We start from the raw sequence: 18580 nt of genomic DNA on the forward strand, positions 1-18580 counted from the left end.
TGCGAGCAACCTCTCCATGTCCGTAAAGCGCCTGTCCCGCCGATGTTCTGGCGAGGACGGCACACTGTCTCAGTTGTGCTTGCCCCAGGCCTGCCACAGCCGCGCATATCGGCCGTCGAGTGCGATCAGTTCGGCGTGCGTGCCGTTCTCGACGATGTGCCCGTCGTCCATCACGGCGATCTGGTCGGCCGCCGCAGCCTGGGTCAGCCGGTGCGCGACGATCAGCGTGGTGCGCCCGGCGGTAGCCGCTGCCGCGGCGTTCTCCAGTTCCGCGGCGTGGGCGCTGCCCGCTTCCGCGGTGGCCTCGTCGAGCACGACCACCCGTGGGTCGGCCAGCACCAGCCGGGCCATCGCGACATGCTGGGCCTGGGCCGCACTGAGCGCCAAGCCGTGCTCACCGACCAGGGTGTCCAGGCCGTCCTCAAGCGCCGCGACCCAGCCGTCGGCGCCGACGGTCTTGAGCGCCGCCCACACCTGCTCGGTGGTCGCCTGTGGCGCCACCAGACGCAGGTCGTCGATGAGCGGACCGGAGAACACGTGCACTTCCTGGGTGATCGTGGCCACCCACTGGCGTAGTTGGCTGCGGTCGATATCCGAGACGTCGACCCCACCGATGCGGGCCTGGCCCCCCGTCGGACCGAGCATGCCTGCGACGATGGCGGCGAGCGTGGTCTTGCCCGCCCCCGTGGTGCCGACAAGTGCGCACCGGGTGCCCGCGGCGATCGTCAAGGAGACGCTGTGCAGTACCTCGGGGCCGGTGCCATAGGCGAACGAGACGTCGTCGACCTCGACGTCCGTCCCACCGGGGACCGCGGTCGCTGCGCTGCGCTCGGCCTCGCCCGGTGCCCGCAGGTCCAGCACGCCCACCAGGCGCGCCAAACTCGCCGAGGCGGACTGGATCTCGTCGAAGTTGTACATCAGTTCACCGATGGGGTTGAACAACCGATGAAACATCAACGCGGCAGCGGTGACCTGGCCGACCGTGATGTCACCCGAGCGGGCCAGCAGGAATCCGACCACCAGGGTGGCCGTCAGCCCGATGAATTCGGCCCGGTTGACCCGGCCGACCAGACGGGTGAAGAACGTGAAGACCGAGATCGAGATGTCTCGCGCCCGTCCTGACGCGCGATCGATGTCGGCCAGGTGCCGGTCGTGGATCTCGTAGGCGTCGATCGTCCTGGCGCCCTGGATGGATTCGACCGTGACCTGAGCCCGGCGGGCGATCGCCACGCGCTCTTCGGCGTACATGGGCGCAGAGCGCGGCAGATACCACCACAAGCCCGAGACGTACGCCGGGATTGCCAGCGCGCCGGCCAGACCGAGACGCCAGTCGAGGCTCGTCATGCCGACGAGCGTCACGACCCCGAGGAAGAACCCGTTGAGGATCGTCGGCAGCACCTGTGCGACGGTCCGCGCGACCACCGCCACGTCGGGTCCCACCCGGGACAACAGATCGCCGCGCCCGCTCTCCTCGATCATCGTTGCGGGCAGGTTCAACGCCCGCTGCAGCACCTGTTCACGCAGATCGGCCAGGGTTCCTTCGCCCAACCGGGTCGTGAGATAGGACGACAGCCCGGTGCCGAGGCCACCGGCCAGGGCCGCCAGCGCGATCGCCGCCGCCAGTGTGACGAGCCCACCGGCGGTGTCCCCCTGATCGGCCCGGTCCACCAGGATGCCCAGCAGGTAGATCGGGACCACGGATGCCCCGGCAGCGGCCAGGCCGATGAGGATCACGGCGATGACCCCGCGGGGCCGCTTACGCAGGTCCGTGAGCAGCCACGTGCCTGCCCGTCTGGTGGTGGCGACCGGTAGGACCGGCGGCGTTATCGGTTCATCGGAGATCATCGCGTCGCAAGATCCCGGTAGTCGGCGTGCGAATCCACCAGATCCCGATGGGTGCCTTCGCCGTGCACCCGTCCGTCGGTCACCAGGAGCACCCGGTCTGCCGCGGCCAGCAGCGCCGGGCTGCTGGTGAACACGATCGTGGTGCGTCGCGCCGCGGTGCGCAGCTGACGGATACCGTCGGCGATCGCTTGTTCGGTGACTGCGTCGACCGCGGTGGTGGGGTCGTGCAGCACCAGCACGTCGGGGTCGACGATCAACGCCCTGGCCAGGGTCCAGCGCTGACGCTGCCCGCCGGACAAGCTCGCCCCGCGCTCGGACACCGGGTGCGCCAGCCCGTCGGCATGCAGGTCGACGACATCGACCGCACACGATGCCGCCAGGGCGTCGCGCACCGCCTGCTGATCGTCGGCGGCGTCCGGTCCGAGCACGTTGAGGTTGGATTCCAGTGTGCCGCTGAACATTGCGCTCAGATGATGCTCGACCAGCAGATGGTTGCGCCGTTGCCCGGGCGGGATCTCGTCGATGCGCCGCCCGCCCACCCGCACGGTGCCCACGGCCTCGGACCGCTCCTGTCCGGACAGCAGTTCGATCAGCGCCGATGCGTCGCGGGCCTCGGTGGCCAGAACCGCGACGAACTCACCGGGTTCCACCTGGATCGACAGCTCCTCCCCGCCGTCGGACCCGCGGTAGCTGATGGACAGGCGGCCGGGAGTCGCGCCGGGTGCGGCCGCACTCACCCGGTGCGGGGCATGCCGGGTCGGCGCGTTGAGAACATTGGCAACCCGGTTGGCTGACGCGCGGGCCTCGGCCACCCAGCTGGGCACGATGGCCAGCAGGGAGAACGGTTCGATGAGGAACTGGGCGAGACCGATCACGGTGACCAACTGGCCGACCGAAAGCGAGCCGTGGATGGCGAAGTAGGCCGCCACCACCGCGACCGCCATCGCGGCCAGGGCGCCTGCTGCGGCTGCCGCACCCGAGTGCACGCTCTGGATGCGCGCGGCGCGCAGGGTCGCGTCCAATGCGCGCCGGCTCGCCACCCGGTAGCGGGCGGCGGCATTCACCTGTGCGCCGATGCCCTGCAGGGGCCGGTGTCCGCTGATCAGGTCGGTGGCCAGCGCTGTGGCACGGCCGATTTCAGCCTGTTGATCCTCGACCCGGCGCGCGATCATCGGCGCGGTCAGTTGCAACCCGATCACCACCACCGGCACACCGATCAGCACCATGAGGCCCAACGGCAGGTCGATGGTCAGCAATACGGCGCCGCAGACCACGGTGCCGACGACCGCGCCGGCAATGCGGGGAATGTAGTCCAGGAGGTAGGACACCTCGTCGGCATCGTCCGACGAGATCGACAGCAGTTCACCGACTTTGTATTCGGTTTCGATTCCCAGCGGGTCGATGATCTTCGCGCTCGACTCCACCCGCAGCAGATGGGATTCGCGTGCAATCGCGTACATCAGCAGGCGGGCACCGAATCGGTAGAACAGGGTGAGGAGCACGAACAGGCCGGCCAGCACGGCGATCCAGCGGACGATCGCGCCGACGCTCCCGGTCGCGACGGCGCGGTCGACGATGATGCCGATCAGCACCGGCACCGACACCTCGCACAACTGATGCACGGCGATGAGGCCGGTACCTGTGGTCAGCCACCGCAGGTTTCGGCTCACGGTGCGCCGAAGGATGCGAGGCCCCGTCCAGGACTGGCCGGTTCGTGCTGGGGCCGATGTGGTCACGCCGAAATGGCCGCCCCGGCCGCTGCCGCCATGTGCTCGCGCAGCGACCGGGGTCGCATGTCGGTCCAATTCTCGTCGACATAACGCAGCGCACTGTCGCGGTCAGCACCGTCCGGCGCGCCGTAGACCACCGTCCAGCCTGCGGGTACTCCGGTAAAGCTCGGCCACAGCGAATACTGGTCCTCGGCATTGACGAGCACCAGGAAGCGGCCGTCCGGGTCGTCAAATGGGTTGCTGGACAAGACGTTCCTCCCCTACGCTTGCAAACACCGTAGTCCCGGAGATGTCATTTTGGTGGCACACCTTTTGCGTCATTGCGCAATGCGTATGCCTGGACGCCCCCTACGACCGAAAGGCATGCTATCAAAGGTAAGGCTTGCCAAGGTGTGGTCGGCCAGGAGGCGGGGAGGTTTCTGTGCGTGTCGTCATGTTCGGTTATCAAACGTGGGGGCATCGCACGCTTGCGTCCTTGCTGAAGTCGCGGCACGAGGTGTGCCTGGTCGTCACCCATCCCACGAGCGACCATGCCTACGAAACGATTTGGGCCGATTCTGTGGAGGATCTGGCCCGCAGCGCCGGTATCGAGGTATTTCTGGCCAAACGCCCCACACCGGAACTGATCGACCGGGTCGCCGCACTCGCCCCGGACATCGGCGTGGCGAACAACTGGCGCACGCGGCTGCCACGGGAGCTTTTCGGAATCCCCAAGCACGGCACCCTGAATCTGCATGATTCGCTGCTGCCGAAGTTCACCGGGTTCTCACCGGTCATCTGGTCGTTGATCAGTGGCGCCAGCCATACCGGGGTCACCGCCCACTTCATGGACGACGAACTCGACACCGGCGACGTCCTGCTCCGACGCGCGGTGGAGATCACTGGAACCAGTACCGGAACCAGCCTCGTCTCCGACACCCTCGATTTGGTGCCGGCCGTCCTCGAAGAGGCCCTGGACAGCATCGAATCCGGCACCGCAAGACCGGAACCGCAAGACCTCACCGAGCGGACCTTCTTCCACAAACGTTCTGACCGCGACAGTCTCGTGGACTGGTCGTGGCCCGCCGCGGACATCGAGCGCTTCATCCGTGCGTTGTCGGACCCATATCCGAATGCCTACACCTACTTTCGCGGTGAGCGACTGCGCCTGATCTCCGCACACGTGTCTCGCTGCGCGTACGGCGGCACGCCCGGGCGGGTGTTCATCGAAGAGGATGGCGGCATGGTGATCGTGGCGGGCGCAGACGCCTACCGCGGCCAGTCACCCGGCCTGGTACTCGACGTGGTGCGTACCTCAGATGGAGTTGACCATGCCGCGCTCGACTACTTCGGCCACGGCGGCGGGTATCTCACCGCGGTGTCCGAGCTGGTCACCGTTTGACGATGCGCACATGCGGTGACGCCCGCGGCACGACCAGGGGTGTACCGGTCTGCGGGTCGTCGATGATCTGGCAGCGCAGCCCGTACACTTCCTCCACGAGATCCGCGGTCATCACGATGGTCGGGTCGCCTTGGGCCACAATCTGTCCCGATTTCATCACAACGAGTTGATCGGCATAGCGGCACGCATGGTTGAGATCGTGCAGGACCGCCACCACGGTCCGGCCGTGCTCACGATTGAGCATTGCGAAGAGATCGAGTAACTCCACCTGATGGGCGATATCGAGATAGGTGGTCGGTTCGTCGAGCAGGATCAGCGGGGTCTGCTGGGCGAGCACCATGGCGACCCAGACCCGTTGCCGCTGACCGCCGGACAGCTCATCGACCAGCCGCGAGGACAGTTCGGTCACCGCGGTGTGGCGCATCGCGTCGGCCACCGCCTCCTCATCGTGGCGAGACCATTGCCGAAACACCTTCTGGTGCGGGAAACGGCCGCGCGAAACCAGATCGGCTACGGTGATTCCCTCTGGTGCGATCGAGGTCTGCGGCAGCAGTCCGAGCCTGCGGGCCACCTCCTTGGTGTGCAGCCCGGCGATATCCTGCCCGTCCAGAATGACCTGGCCCGCCGTGGGTTTCAGTAACCGCGCGAAACCCCGGAGCAGAGTGGATTTACCGCAGGCATTGGGGCCGACGATGGCGGTGACACGATCGGTGAGTACCTCCACCGACAGGTCGGAGATGATGGCGCGGTCCTCGTAACCGATCGAGATATCGCTCGTCCGCAGTATGGAATCCGACGGTGTGGAGGTCATCGTAGAGTTGCCATCTCCTGTCATGAGCGTTGCCGAGCCTGGGTGATCAGCAGGTACACCAGGTATGCGCCGCCCAGTGAGACGGTCACCGCCCCCACGGGCAGTTCGTTGCCGGTGAACAGCTGCTGGGCGATGATGTCGCTGACCAGGAGCAGCACCGCGCCCATCGCCGCCGCGGGCACCAGCGCCACTCCGGGGCTGGCCGTCAGTCGGCGGGCGATCTGCGGTGCGGCAAGCGCCACAAAGGAAATCGGGCCTGCGGCCGCACATGCCAACGCCACCAGCGCCACGCCGGCAACCAGATATGTCAGGCGGGTACGTTCTGGATACACGCCGAGGGCACCCGCAGTGTCGTCACCCATCTGCAGGATCGGCAGTTGTGGTCCCAACACCAGCAAGGCCACGGTCGCCAGCAGTAGGCACACCGTCATCGGCGCCACCTGCGCCCAACTCAGTCCGTTGAGCGTGCCCTGCTGCCATATCGACGCGGTGACGGCGGTGTGATGGTCAAGCTTGATCACCACCCATTGATTGACCGAATTGAGCACCGCGCTGACGCCGATCCCGACCACGATGAGCCGGTAGCCGGCCAGCCCGTTGTGATAGGCCAGCGCGTACACCACGATCGCGGTGATCAGGCCACCGACCAGGGCACCGGCCGCCACCGCGTAGTACCCGCCACCGAAGCCGGCCAGCACCACCAGCGCACCGGTGTAGGCACCGGAGTTGACACCGATGATGTCAGGGCTGCCCAACGGATTACGGGTCAGCGCTTGGAAGATCGCGCCGGAGACCCCCAGCGCGGCGCCGATCAACAGCGCCATCAGCATGCGCGGCATGCGCCAGTCCAGGACCACGACCCGGTCGAACGAGTCGTTGGATCCCGTCAGCACACCCAACACGTCGATAGGGGCGATCGTGTACTTACCGACCCCGATGGCCAGCACCGCGGTGACGGCCGCACCGACCAGCAGCGCGCCCACCACGACCACCGCCCGCCAGGACGTGCGGACCGAAACCCCGCCGACGCGGACCACACACTGGCGCTTGCCGAAATCCACCGGTGTCATGAGCGGTCCGATCGTGATCTGCGGATCAGCCAGATCAACACGGGGGCACCGAGGAACGCGGTGACGATGCCTGCGGGCAGTTCGGCCGGCCGGATGACCACCCGGCCGACGATGTCGGCCGCGAGCATGAGGGTGGGGGCAACGACCGTGGCGTAGGCGATGATCCATCGCCAGTCCGGGCCGGTGAACCGCCGCACCGCGTGTGGCACCATCAGGCCCACGAATCCGATCGGACCGGCGCCCGCCGTGGCCGCCCCCGCCAGCAGGGTGACCGCGATCAGACTGAGCGCCTGGGTGCGGGCGACGTTGGTGCCCACACTCTTCGCCAGGTCATCACCGAGCGCGGTGATGTTCAGTGACCGCGACACCAGCACACAGAGCACCGCACCGATGGCGATGAAGGGGGCGATCGCCGCGACCACGTCGAGGGAACGCCCGTCGAGCGCACCGGCATCCCAGAACCGCATGTTGTCGAATGCGCGGGGGTTACGCAGACGGATCACGAATCCGATGCCGTCCATCACCGCACCGATCGCCACCCCGGCCAACAGCACCCGCACCGGGGTGACCGCCGCACGACCGGTCATCCCGATCAGATACACCAACAGCATCGCGAACAGGGCACCGAGGAACGCGAATCCGATGTAGGTCCAGATCCCGCTGAAGCCGAAGAACGCGATGGCCGCGACGACGAACAGGGCTGCCCCGGAATTGATCCCGAGGATCTCGGAGTCCGCGAGCGGGTTGCGGCCGACCGCCTGGATCAATGTTCCTGACAGGCCGAGGGCGAGGCCGACCAGCACGCCGAGCACGGTGCGGGGGATGCGCAGCTCGTGCACGATCCACTGGTCGCCGACGTCACGGTAGTCGGTGACGGCCTGCCAGACGGTGAGCAGCGAGACGTTCTCGGTGCCGATGGCGAGGCTGGCGACGCAGACCACCGCCAGCAGCAGCGCCGCGACGCCGAGTCCGACGAGGCGGCAGTTGTCCGTCGCGCGTGCGGGCGCAACCGGGGCGTGGGCGATCACGGGTGTCAGAGGCCGATACGTTCGCAGGCTTCGTCGAATTCCTCGAACGCGATCTTGTCGCCCTTACCGTCGGAGAGTGCGCGTTCGTACACCGCGAGCACCTCGGACTCCACCAGAGCGAATTTGGCATCCCACGTCTCGGAGTCGAACCGCCAGTACCCGGTGATGTCGAGCTGATCGATGCCGTACCCCTGTTCGCGGAGGTATTTCCGGACAGCGCGGGATTCCGCCGCCTCACCGGCGAACCAGCAGTAGCCGCGCCCGTCGGGAAGCGGCAGGTCCCGCACCAGCGTGGCGAGTCGGCTGGGGGCGTGACCGTTTCCGGTGCCGATGCTGGAGAGGACATTCATCTGCGGGAGCGTCGGCAGGTAGTCCAGGTCGGCCGCCTCTGCCACTTCGGCGATGACGGTGACGGGCAGGCCGGGGGTCAGTTCCTCGATGATGCGCGCCGTGGCCGGCAGGCCCGACAGGTCGGTGATCAGAAGCTGCCACTCGGAGCTCGGCTCCGGCCGGTACCAGGACCGGGCGTGGTCGAGTCCCACGCGGTCACCCGGACGGGTCTGCACCGCCCACGACGTGCCGACGCCACGGGCATGCAGGACCACGTCGAGATCGATCAGGTCGCCGCGCTGTCGGCGCACCGAGTAATTGCGGCCCTCGCCCGCGGCCCCCTCGCCGGGAAAGTACACACCGACCGCAGAATCACCCCCCTGTTGCACATCAAGGGCCACGGGATCCTCGATTCTCAGCGTGACCCGGACCAGCCGCCGATTCAGCCTCTTGGTCTCGACGACGGAGGCATGCGAGAAGCTCACGGAACTTAGGGTAACCTCACTCGATCTAGGCCGATTCTGCGGCCGCCTTGATCGCCGCGAGTGTGGCGGGAATGCCGCTCAGGGCAGCGTCGCTGCGCGCGGCGATCTCAGCCTCGGCCTTCGCGCCGAAACGTTCGTGGAAGCCCGCGATACCGCGCTCGAGGAAATTCCAGGACTCCGTGAGCCGCGTACCGGCATCCTCGGGCTCCAAGGTGAAGCCCCACCGCACCCAGCCGTCGTTGACCTCCCAGGCGAACTCCCGGCCGGCGTCAGCGGCCACCACCCGGCTGCGGGTCTCCCATTCCCGCTGGGGCGTCACGTTGCGGCCGGTGAACCAGGAGCCGACCTGCGGGCCGGCACCGTCATCCCACCAGCATTCGCGGCACACCGGGCTCCACTCACCGGTACGGGTCACATCCGAGACCATGGCGTAGAGCGTTTCCGGCGGGACCGCCACGTGAATCGAATCGGAGAATTCCAGCGGTGTCACGGTTGTCTACCCGTTCCCGTCGTCACCGGCGCCGTTGTTCGGGTTCGTGCAGATCGTCCCCTCGCAGGGAACATCCGACCCGTCACCGTTCGGATTCGGCATCACCCCGCCACCGTTCTCATCCGGGTTGTCACCGGCACCGTGATTCGGGTTCGTGCAGATCGTCCCCTCGCAGGGAACATCCGACCCATCGCCGTTCGGATTCGGCATCACCGCGCCACCGTTCTCATCCGGGTTGTCACCGGCACCGTGATTCGGGTTCGTGCAGATCGTCCCCTCGCACGGCACCATCGATCCGTCGCCGTTCGGATTCGGCATCATCCGCTGCGTGGACGGCCCAGGGGCCTTCGGCGCGGTCCCCGGGCCCTGATGGTGGGTCGCGGCCGGGGCCTGACTGGTGGTGGCCGGGCTGGGCGACGGAGCCTCTTCGGTCGTCGAACTACTGCACGCCGCAGCACCGGCAATCAAAGTCGCAGCTGACAACGTGAACAGAATCTGCAGACATCTCATACCTACCAACGCTATACCGAAAGTCAACGATGGCAGAAGGACATTCGAGTCCGGTCGACCCGTATGACACCTGCGGACACCGGATCACCGTGTGCTCCAACAGGTTCAGTGCGGTGATCGCGTTACGTCCGTGCGTGTCGGCACAATCGGCCGGGCCACAGCGAGAACCTGCTGTTTTAAATTGTGGAGCCTAGGAGATTCGAACTCCTGACATCTGCCTTGCAAAGGCAGCGCTCTACCAACTGAGCTAAGGCCCCTCGGATGGATCAGGCCGGCGGTGCCGCCTCATGCCAAACCTCGTCGCCGTGCCGTGACCGCCAGACGATCACGGTCACAGCGGCCACTGCGGCGAGCAACACCAGCTTCATGGTGCACCTCCGGAGTGGGGCGGTGTCGACAAGGCCGGCAATGCCGGTTTCCGTGGGCCTAGGAGGACTCGAACCTCCGACCTCTTCGTTATCAGCGAAGCGCTCTAACCACCTGAGCTATAGGCCCGAAATTGGGGGACGACCGAGCGACGAGATTACCTTACGCGTGGTCAGGTACCCAAACTGGCTAGTCGCGTCCGCCGGCCGACGATCAGTCCCGGTCGGCCAGCGTCACCTCGACACCGCCCACCAGATCGGTGGTGAGGTTGTAGATGAACGCACCGATCGTGGCCATCGCGGTCAGCACGACGATGTTGACCAGACCGATCAACGCCGCGCCACCGAAGATCGTCCCGCTCGACACCAGCTCGCCGCCTGCATTTCCGCCGGAGCTCGTGAGCAGGTCACCGACGTTGCTGTTGAGCTTGCTCCACACGCCCATTCCGCCGAGCACCAGGTACAGGAACGCCACGGCGATCATCCAGACGAAAAACAGCGCAGCGGAGAGCACCAGGGACACCTTCAGCACGGTCCACGGGTCTACCCGGCGGATCTGCATGCTGGCCCGCAGCGCGCCGGTAGACCGGTTTGCGGCCACCTGGATGCGGGTGGTCGGGCTGGACGACCGGGCGGCCGCAGGCTCCGGGTTGCCGGACGGCTTGCGCTGCGGCGACCGCGGCACCGGCCCGGACAGGTCGGGCAGCTCGCTCGCGTAGGCCTCGGGTCGTGCACTCTCGGGACGACCGCTGTCGGGTCGCTGCCGCGGTGGCTCGACCTCACCGTCCGACCCCGCGACGAACCGCTGCTGCCCCCGGCCATCGCCGGAGGCATGCCCGCCAGGGCCGCGTGGCGTGTCCGGACGTTGCTCCGACGGGGCGGAGGCGTTGCGCGCCGCCGTGCCCCGCTGCCACGGCGGCGGTTCACCGGTTTCGGTGATGTGGCCAGTGGGGCGGGCGCCTGCGGCGGCTGTGCCGTCATTTCCGGACCCTGAACCGTTGGAGCTGCCGGACCGGTCGCCCGCTCGCGGGAACCCCGGTTCGCTCGGTGAGGTCACCTAACAGCTCCTTAGCTCAGGCCGGGGTCCAAGTGGACCCCCGGCGGCTGCGTCATGTCTCGTCGGGCTCGGTACCTTCCGCATCCGGCTCCTCCTCGGCATTACGCGCAATCGCAATCAGTGTGTCGCCCTCACCCAGGTTCATCAAGCGGACGCCCTTGGTTTGCCGCCCGGCCTTGCGTACCTGACGAGCCGCGGTCCTGATGACGCCGCCACCGGAGGTGATTGCGTACAACTCGGTCTCATCATCGACGATCAACGCTCCCACAAGGTTGCCACGCCTGCGGTCGTACTGGATCGTCAGGATGCCCTTGCCGCCACGGCCCTGCGGGTTGTACTCCTCGATCGCGGTGCGCTTGGCGTACCCGCCCGCGGTTGCGACCAGCAGGAATGTGCCCTCCTGCACGACGTTGAGGGACAGCAGCCGGTCCTCTTCGTTGAACCGCATACCCTGCACGCCCGAGGTGGCGCGCCCCATCGGCCGCAGCGCCTCGTCGGTAGCCGAGAAGCGAATGGACTGGCCCTTCGCCGACACCAGGAGTAGATCGTCCTCGGCCGAACACAGCACCGCGCCGACCAGCTCATCACCGTCACGCAGATTCACCGCGACGATGCCGCCGGAGCGGTTGGAGTCGAAGTCGGTGAGCTTGGACTTCTTGACCAGGCCGTTGCGGGTGGCCAGCACGAGATACGGCGCGTCCTCGTAGCTCTTGATCTGGATGACCTGCGCGATGCGCTCCTCGGGCTGGAAGGCCAGCAGGTTGGCGACGTGCTGGCCTCGCGCGATGCGCGAGGCTTCCGGCAGGTCGTAGGCCTTGGCCCGGTAGACCCGCCCCTGTGTGGTGAAGAACAGGATCCAATCGTGGGTGGAGCAGACGAAGAAGTGGTTGACGATGTCGTCCTGCTTGAGACCCGCACCCTGCACACCCTTGCCGCCACGCTTCTGGCTGCGGTACAGGTCGGTCTTGGTGCGCTTGGCGTAACCGGTCTCGGTGATCGTCACGACCACCTCTTCGCGGGCGATCAGATCCTCATCGCTGACCTCGCCGTCGGCGGGCATGATCCGGCTGCGACGGTCGTCGCCGTATTTGTCGGCGATCTCCTTGAGCTCGTCACGGACGATCGCCCGCTGCCGTTCCGGCTTGGCCAGGATGTCCTCGAGGTCGGCGATCTCGGCCTCGATCTTGGCGAGGTCGTCGATGATCTTCTGCCGTTCCAGGGCAGCCAACCGCCGCAACTGCATGTCGAGGATCGCCTGGGCCTGGATCTCGTCGACATCCAGCAGCTCGATCAGGCCCGCCCTGGCGATGTCGACCGTCTGGGACGCCCGGATCAGGGCGATGACCTCGTCGAGTGCATCGAGCGCCTTGACCAGACCGCGCAGGATGTGGGCCCGTTCGTTGGCCTTGCGCAACCGGTAGCGGGTGCGACGCACGATGACATCGAGTTGATGCTCGACGTAGTACCGGATCATCTGATCCAGGCGCAGGGTGCGGGGCACGCCGTCGACGATCGACAGCATGTTGGCACCGAAACTGGTCTGCAGCTGGGTGTGCTTGTAGAGGTTGTTCAGCACCACCTTCGCGACGGCATCGCGCTTGAGCTCCACCACAATTCGGATACCGACGCGGTCGCTGCCCTGATCTTCGATGTTCGAGATACCGGCCAGGCGGCCGTCGCGCACCTGTTCGGCGATCGAGGTGATGAAGTTGTCGTGGTTGACCTGGTACGGCAACTCGGTGATGACGATCGACGAGCGCCCGCGGGAGTCTTCCTCGATCTCCACGACACCGCGCATGCGGATGGATCCGCGGCCGGTGGTGTACGCGTCGTGGATGCCTTGCGAACCGACAATCAAACCGGCAGTGGGGAAGTCAGGTCCCTTGACCCGCTCGCACACCGCGGCCAGCGTGTCCTCTTCGTCTGCTTCGTGATTCTCCAGGCACCAGTACACCGCTTCGGCGAGCTCGCGCAGATTGTGCGGCGGGATATTGGTGGCCATGCCCACGGCGATACCGCCGGAGCCATTCGCGAGCAGGTTGGGGAACCGGCTCGGCAGTACCGTCGGCTCCTGCACCCGGCCGTCGTAGTTGGGGATGAAATCGACTGTCTCCTCGTCGATTTCCCGCAACATCTCCATGGCCAGCGGGGTGAGCCGCGCCTCGGTGTACCTCATGGCCGCCGGGGGATCGTTACCCGGCGAACCGAAGTTGCCCTGACCGTCGACCAGTGGGTAACGCAGCGACCACGGCTGCGCCATCCGCACCAGCGTGTCGTAGATCGACGAATCACCGTGCGGGTGATAGTTACCCATCGTCTCGGCCACCGACCGCGCCGACTTGGCGTGACCGCGGTCGGGCCGGAAGCCCGAGTCGTACATGGCGTAGAGCACACGGCGGTGCACAGGCTTGAGGCCGTCGCGGACCTCCGGCAACGCGCGACCCACGATCACGCTCATCGCGTAGTCGATGTAGCTGCGCTGCATCTCCTGCTGAATGTCGACCGGTTCTACACGGTCTCCTTCGGGCGGCAGGGTGTCAGTCATCGATGTCCTTACTGCGATTGATCAATGGTTCAACTCCGGCGTTAAACATCCAGGAAGCGAACGTCTTTGGCGTTACGGGTGATGAAGCTGCGACGGGCCTCGACGTCCTCGCCCATCAGGATCGAGAACAGCTCGTCGGCGGCGGCGGCGTCATCGAGGGTGATCTGACGCAACACCCGCACCGTCGGATCCATCGTGGTCTCCCACAGCTCCTTGGCGTCCATTTCGCCAAGACCCTTGTAACGCTGGATGCCGTCCTCGGCGTTGATCCGCTTACCCGCTGCCCGCCCGGTCTCGAGCAGTCCGTCACGCTCCCGGTCGGAGTAGGCGAATTCGGGGTCGGTGCGTTGCCACTTCAGCTTGTACAGCGGCGGCTGCGCGAGGAACACGTGGCCGTTCTCGATCAGCGGCTTCATGAACCGGAACAACAACGTCAGCAGCAGCGTGGAGATGTGTTGACCGTCGACATCCGCGTCGGCCATCAGCACGATCTTGTGGTACCGCAGCTTGGCGAGGTCGAACTCGTCATGGATACCCGTGCCGAGTGCGGTGATGATCGCCTGGACTTCAGTGTTCTTCAGCACCCGGTCGATGCGTGCCTTCTCGACGTTGATGATCTTTCCGCGCAGCGGCAGGATCGCCTGGAACATCGAGTCGCGCCCGCTCTTGGCCGAGCCGCCGGCCGAATCGCCCTCCACCACATACAGTTCGGACTTGCTCGGGTCCGTGGAACGGCAGTCGGCCAGCTTGCCCGGCAACCCGCCGATGTCGGTGGCGCTCTTGCGGCGCACCAGCTCACGCGCTTTACGCGCGGCGATCCGAGCCTGCGCTGACGAAACTGCTTTGTTGACCACAGTTTTCGCCTCGGCGGGGTTCGCCTCGAACCAATGCTGCAGTTGTTCGTTACAGATCTTCTGAACGAACGACTTCACCTCGGTGTTTCCCAGCTTGGTCTTGGTCTGGCCCTCGAACTGTGGTTGGGCCACCTTCACCGAAATCACCGCGGCCAGCCCTTCACGAATGTCGTCGCCGGTGAGGTTCGGATCCTTCTCCTTGAGCAGCTTCTTGTCCTTGGCGTACTTGTTGACCACCGTGGTCAGTGCACTCCGGAAGCCCTCCTCGTGGGTACCGCCCTCGTGCGTGTTGATCGTGTTGGCGAACGTGTGCACCGACTCGGAATAACCGGCGTTCCACTGCATCGCGATCTCGACCTCGTGGCCGGTGCCCTTACCTTCGAAATCGATGACGCTGGGTTGGATCGCGGTCTTGGTGCGGTTGATGTGCTTGACGAAGTCCACCAGACCGCCCGGGTAGTGGAAGGTCCGGTGCTTGACCTTTTGGGGTGCGGCGGCCTCGGCGGCCTTCTCCTCCGCCGATTTGGGCGCGGCGGCGGTGTCAGCGACGACCTCGTCGACGACCTCTTCCTGTGTGACCCGTTCATCGGTCAGTTCGATGGTGAGACCCTTGTTGAGAAACGCCATCTCCTGCAGACGTCGGGCGATGGTCTCGAAGTCGTACACCGTGGTTTCGAAGACGTTCGGATCCGCCCAGAACCGGATGGTGGTGCCGGTCTCCTTGGTCTTGTCACCCTGCTTGAGGGTTCCCGGCACCGAATTGTCGTAGCTCTGGAACCACTCGTATCCGTCTTTGCAGATGTCGGCCTCGAGCCGGGTCGACAGCGCGTTGACCACAGACACGCCCACGCCGTGCAGACCGCCGGACACCTGATAGGCGCCCTCCTCGAACTTGCCGCCGGCGTGTAGCACGGTCATCACGACGTCGACGGTCGGAATGCCGGTGGAGTGCATCGCTACCGGGATGCCGCGACCGTCGTCTGTGACCTGGACTCCGCCGTCCTGGAGAATCCGCACGTCAACCTTGGTGGCGAAGCCCGCCATGGCCTCGTCGACCGCGTTGTCCACGACCTCCCACACCAGGTGGTGCAGGCCCCGCTCACCGGTGGAACCGATGTACATGCCCGGGCGTTTACGAACAGCCTCCAATCCTTCGAGCACCTTGATCGAATCGGCGCCGTACTCGGTCGGAGCATTCTTCTTCTGGGCAGCCACGTCGGACGCGTCTCCTTGGGGTTCGCGGGAGGCGGTTGCACCACCGCCCTGCAGATCTCGCCACAGTCTACCGGTCTACACCTACAGGACCGATTCTGTGGCGGCGTTTCTACCTATCTAACTGCGCCGTGCACCGAATTTCTCGGCCTCAGGTGCGTCCGGACGCTTCAGCGTCGTGTTGGTCGGCCCCTTGACGCTCTCAGACTTGTCCGGCCCCGGCTATCCGTACGTGTCGCGGGGGCCCCGTCCGGAGACGTGATACTTGCCTTTACGCCACGACGGACGTGCAGGTCCGATGATTTTCAGGGACGTGACCACCCCGTCACCGACCGCTGCGGCGATCTTGGCCAACAGTTGTGCCTGCACCATCCGCAGCTGTGTGGCCCACGCCGTCGACTCGGCCGAGACGGTCAACACGCCCTCATTGAGCCCGGTCGGTTCGGCATGGTCGGCGATCTGATCACCGACCACCGCGCGCCACCGGCCGAGCACCGAGCCTTCGGCGACACGCGGCGACCAGCCGCGTGAGTTCGCGAGGTCCTGCGTGGCCGCACCGAGGAGTTGTGGGTCACGCCGGTCCGGGCCGGGCCCCGACCACCTGCGCCTGCGCCCGGTGCCCGCGACCCGGCGCACCGGACCGCTCCGTCCATGCCCGACGTCTTTGCCCTGACTGCGTGCGGCGCCCCGCGCCTCCTCGAGCGTCCGGCGCACCAGATCCATGCCCTTCAACCCGGCAAGATGGTCCGGCGGAACCGCTGCCGCATCGTCGTCAGTCATCCATCACCCCCGAGATACGCCCACTGTCATTGTCGGTCATCCGGATCTCGATCCGCCTGGCATCCCAGTCGGCCGGAATGTCCTCGGTCACCGCGGCGGTCACCAGAACCTGCTCGGCAGTTCCGGCAACCGCGGCCAGCGCGCGCCGTCGTGCGGAGTCCAGTTCGGCGAAGACGTCGTCGAGTAGCAACACCGGATCACCGCCATCGGACCGCAGCAACTCGTAGGCGGCCAGCCGCAACGCCAACGCCATCGACCACGATTCACCGTGGCTGGCAAAGCCTTTCGCGGGTTGGTCACCGAGTCGCAGTTCAAGTTCGTCGCGGTGCGGTCCGACCAGACACACGCCGCGCTCGAGTTCGGCGTCGCGGCGACGGGCCAAGGCGTCCAGCAGGGCAGCCTCGTAGAACTCGACCGGTTCGGTGCCGGGTGCGTTCGCGATCGCCTCGACACCGCTGCGGTAACGAATGGTCGCCGGGCGGGAGGCCGGGGCGAGCAGTTGGTATGCCTTGGCGACCTCCGGCTCGAGCTGTTCGACCAGGTTGATCCGCGCCGCGGTCAGTGCGGCACCGTGCGCAGCGAGGTGCCCGTCCCAGGCATCGAGGGTGTCCAGCACGCTGCGGTCACCCCGATAACGTGCTGCCGCAGCAGATTTCAACAGTGCCGTGCGTTGGCGCAGTACCTTGTCGTAATCCGCGCGTATCCCCGCGATGGCCGGACGCCGCGTGGTCGCCAACTCGTCGAGGTAGCGGCGCCGATCACCCGGGTCACCCCGTACCAGGGCCAGGTCCTCCGGGCTGAACAACACCGCCCGCAGCGCCCCGAGGATTTCCCGCGCGCTGCGCACCGGCGACCGGTTCAGCCGGGCCTTGTTGGCCCGGCCACTGGTGATCTCGAGGTCGACCGCAAGCTCACGTCCCTCGTTCACCACGATCGTCGACACGATGGCACGCTCGGCGCCGGCCCGGATCAGCGGCGCGTCAGACGCCACCCGGTGAGACCCCAGGGTGGCCGAATACCACAGGGCCTCAACAAGATTCGTCTTACCGAAGCCGTTAGGACCCACGAAGACCGTACGGCCCGGCTCGAGCTCCAGCTCGACTTGGGCCCATGAGCGGAAGTCGGTCAGTCCCAGGTGGCGGACGTGCAAATTATTCGCTCCTCGCGTACGCGGGCGTGCGCACTAGCCGGACTCGCTGATCCTCTGGACCGCATGGCCGCCGAACTGGTTGCGCAACGCCGACACTGCCTTCATGGTGGGGGAGTCGTCCTGCCTCGAGGCGAACCGGGCGAACAACGAGGCGGCGATCACCGGCATCGGCACCCGGTGGCTGATCGCCTCTTCCACCGTCCACCGACCTTCACCGGAATCTTCGGTATACCCGGTGATGTCGTCGAACTCCGGATCCTCCTTGAGTGCCTTGGCCAGCAGTTGCTGGAGCCACGACCGCACCACGGTGCCATTGGTCCAGGCCTGGATCACCGCCTGGGTGTCAGTGATGAGGTCCTCGGCGGCGAGCAGTTCGTAACCCTCGGAATACGCCATCATGAGGCCGTATTCGATGCCGTTGTGCACCATCTTGGCGTAATGCCCGGCACCCACCGGCCCGGCGTGCACGAATCCGTCGGCAAGTTCCCCCGGCGGCCGTAGCGTGTCGAAGATCGGCATGGCTCGAGCCACATCGGCGTCACTGCCGCCGACCATCAGCCCGTAGCCCTCCTTCAGGCCCCAGACTCCGCCGGACACTCCGGCATCGATGAAATTGATGCCCTTGGCGCCCAACAGCTTTGCGTGCGGGCCATCCTCGGTGTAGCGCGAGTTGCCACCGTCGATGACCAGATCACCGGGGCTGAGCACATCCGAGAGCGTCTCGATCGTGTCATGCGTGATGGAACCGGACGGCACCATCACCCACACCACTCGAGGCGCGGACAACGCGCCGGCCAGCTCCGCCAGAGTCGGCACATCGCTGACTTCCGGCCGCGGGTCGTAGCCGATCACTTCGTGGCCACCCTCGCGGAGACGTTCCCGCATGTTGAAGCCCATTTTGCCAAGGCCGACGAGCCCCAATTGCATGTGCGTCCTC

Annotated in this window: 15 protein-coding genes, 2 tRNA genes and 1 pseudogene; 1 reads left to right on the forward strand and 17 read right to left on the reverse strand. The window is 66.3% G+C overall.

Going from position 1 to position 18580, the window contains the following annotated elements:
* Positions 1 to 69 precede the first annotated feature (69 nt).
* The 3 genes from M1247_RS00440 to M1247_RS00450 form a co-directional block, all read right to left on the reverse strand.
* A complete protein-coding gene (locus M1247_RS00440) occupies positions 70 to 1845 on the reverse strand; it encodes an ABC transporter ATP-binding protein (protein WP_317154287.1) in 1776 nt (591 codons plus the stop codon).
* Positions 1842 to 3515: an ABC transporter ATP-binding protein gene (locus M1247_RS00445; protein WP_317154288.1), complete on the reverse strand. Its 1674-nt coding sequence runs from the start codon at positions 3513 to 3515 to the stop codon at positions 1842 to 1844. The genes M1247_RS00440 and M1247_RS00445 overlap by 4 nt, the downstream gene beginning before the upstream one ends.
* Before the next feature lie 62 nt (positions 3516 to 3577).
* Positions 3578 to 3823 carry an MbtH family protein gene (locus M1247_RS00450; protein ID WP_317154289.1) on the reverse strand — a complete coding sequence of 82 codons (246 nt, stop codon included), beginning with the start codon at positions 3821 to 3823 and terminating at the stop codon, positions 3578 to 3580.
* Positions 3824 to 3996: 173 nt separating this feature from the next.
* On the opposite strand from M1247_RS00450, the gene M1247_RS00455 reads away from it, so the two are divergent.
* Positions 3997 to 4956: a methionyl-tRNA formyltransferase gene (locus M1247_RS00455; RefSeq protein ID WP_317154290.1), complete on the forward strand. Its 960-nt coding sequence runs from the start codon at positions 3997 to 3999 to the stop codon at positions 4954 to 4956.
* On the opposite strand, the gene M1247_RS00460 is transcribed toward M1247_RS00455, so the two are convergent.
* The 14 genes and pseudogenes from M1247_RS00460 to gnd all read right to left on the reverse strand — a co-directional run bounded on the left by M1247_RS00460 (position 4946) and on the right by gnd (position 18570).
* On the reverse strand, positions 4946 to 5767 hold the full coding sequence (locus M1247_RS00460) for an ABC transporter ATP-binding protein (protein ID WP_317154291.1): 822 nt from the start codon (positions 5765 to 5767) through the stop codon (positions 4946 to 4948). The two genes, M1247_RS00455 and M1247_RS00460, sit on opposite strands and share 11 nt — an antisense overlap.
* A gap of 20 nt (positions 5768 to 5787) precedes the next feature.
* Complete coding sequence (locus M1247_RS00465) at positions 5788 to 6837, reverse strand: FecCD family ABC transporter permease (protein ID WP_317154292.1); 1050 nt, start codon at positions 6835 to 6837, stop codon at positions 5788 to 5790.
* The gene (locus M1247_RS00470; RefSeq protein ID WP_317154293.1) at positions 6834 to 7865 is read right to left on the reverse strand and encodes a FecCD family ABC transporter permease; all 1032 of its coding nucleotides are present in this window, start codon (positions 7863 to 7865) and stop codon (positions 6834 to 6836) included. Before M1247_RS00470 ends, M1247_RS00465 begins: the two co-directional genes overlap by 4 nt.
* 5 nt (positions 7866 to 7870) lie before the next feature.
* Positions 7871 to 8680: a siderophore-interacting protein gene (locus M1247_RS00475; RefSeq protein WP_317154294.1), complete on the reverse strand. Its 810-nt coding sequence runs from the start codon at positions 8678 to 8680 to the stop codon at positions 7871 to 7873.
* A 25-nt stretch (positions 8681 to 8705) separates the two neighbouring features.
* Positions 8706 to 9170, reverse strand: a complete 465-nt coding sequence (locus M1247_RS00480; RefSeq protein WP_317154295.1) for an SRPBCC family protein — start codon at positions 9168 to 9170, stop codon at positions 8706 to 8708.
* Positions 9171 to 9176: 6 nt separating this feature from the next.
* A pseudogene (locus M1247_RS36510) lies at positions 9177 to 9482 on the reverse strand (hypothetical protein); the annotation flags it as partial.
* A gap of 382 nt (positions 9483 to 9864) precedes the next feature.
* Positions 9865 to 9937 (reverse strand) — tRNA-Ala (locus M1247_RS00490).
* 164 nt (positions 9938 to 10101) lie between these two features.
* Positions 10102 to 10175, reverse strand: a tRNA-Ile gene (locus M1247_RS00495).
* An 84-nt stretch (positions 10176 to 10259) separates the two neighbouring features.
* On the reverse strand, positions 10260 to 11102 hold the full coding sequence (locus M1247_RS00500; RefSeq protein WP_317154297.1) for a DUF3566 domain-containing protein: 843 nt from the start codon (positions 11100 to 11102) through the stop codon (positions 10260 to 10262).
* A gap of 52 nt (positions 11103 to 11154) precedes the next feature.
* Positions 11155 to 13647 carry a DNA gyrase subunit A gene (gyrA, locus tag M1247_RS00505; RefSeq protein WP_317154298.1) on the reverse strand — a complete coding sequence of 831 codons (2493 nt, stop codon included), beginning with the start codon at positions 13645 to 13647 and terminating at the stop codon, positions 11155 to 11157.
* 41 nt (positions 13648 to 13688) lie between these two features.
* Complete coding sequence (gene gyrB / locus M1247_RS00510; protein ID WP_317154299.1) at positions 13689 to 15716, reverse strand: DNA topoisomerase (ATP-hydrolyzing) subunit B; 2028 nt, start codon at positions 15714 to 15716, stop codon at positions 13689 to 13691.
* 219 nt (positions 15717 to 15935) lie between these two features.
* Entirely contained in the window at positions 15936 to 16493 is a 558-nt protein-coding gene (locus M1247_RS00515; RefSeq protein ID WP_317154300.1) for a DUF721 family protein, read from the reverse strand.
* Positions 16486 to 17643, reverse strand: a complete 1158-nt coding sequence (gene recF / locus M1247_RS00520) for a DNA replication/repair protein RecF (protein ID WP_317154301.1) — start codon at positions 17641 to 17643, stop codon at positions 16486 to 16488. Before recF ends, M1247_RS00515 begins: the two co-directional genes overlap by 8 nt.
* A 33-nt stretch (positions 17644 to 17676) precedes the next feature.
* Complete coding sequence (gene gnd, locus M1247_RS00525) at positions 17677 to 18570, reverse strand: phosphogluconate dehydrogenase (NAD(+)-dependent, decarboxylating) (protein ID WP_317154302.1); 894 nt, start codon at positions 18568 to 18570, stop codon at positions 17677 to 17679.
* Between the last annotated feature and the right edge of the window lie 10 nt (positions 18571 to 18580).

The sequence above is a fragment of the Mycobacterium appelbergii genome (genome assembly GCF_032883035.1).
In the GTDB taxonomy this organism is placed as follows: domain Bacteria; phylum Actinomycetota; class Actinomycetes; order Mycobacteriales; family Mycobacteriaceae; genus Mycobacterium; species Mycobacterium appelbergii.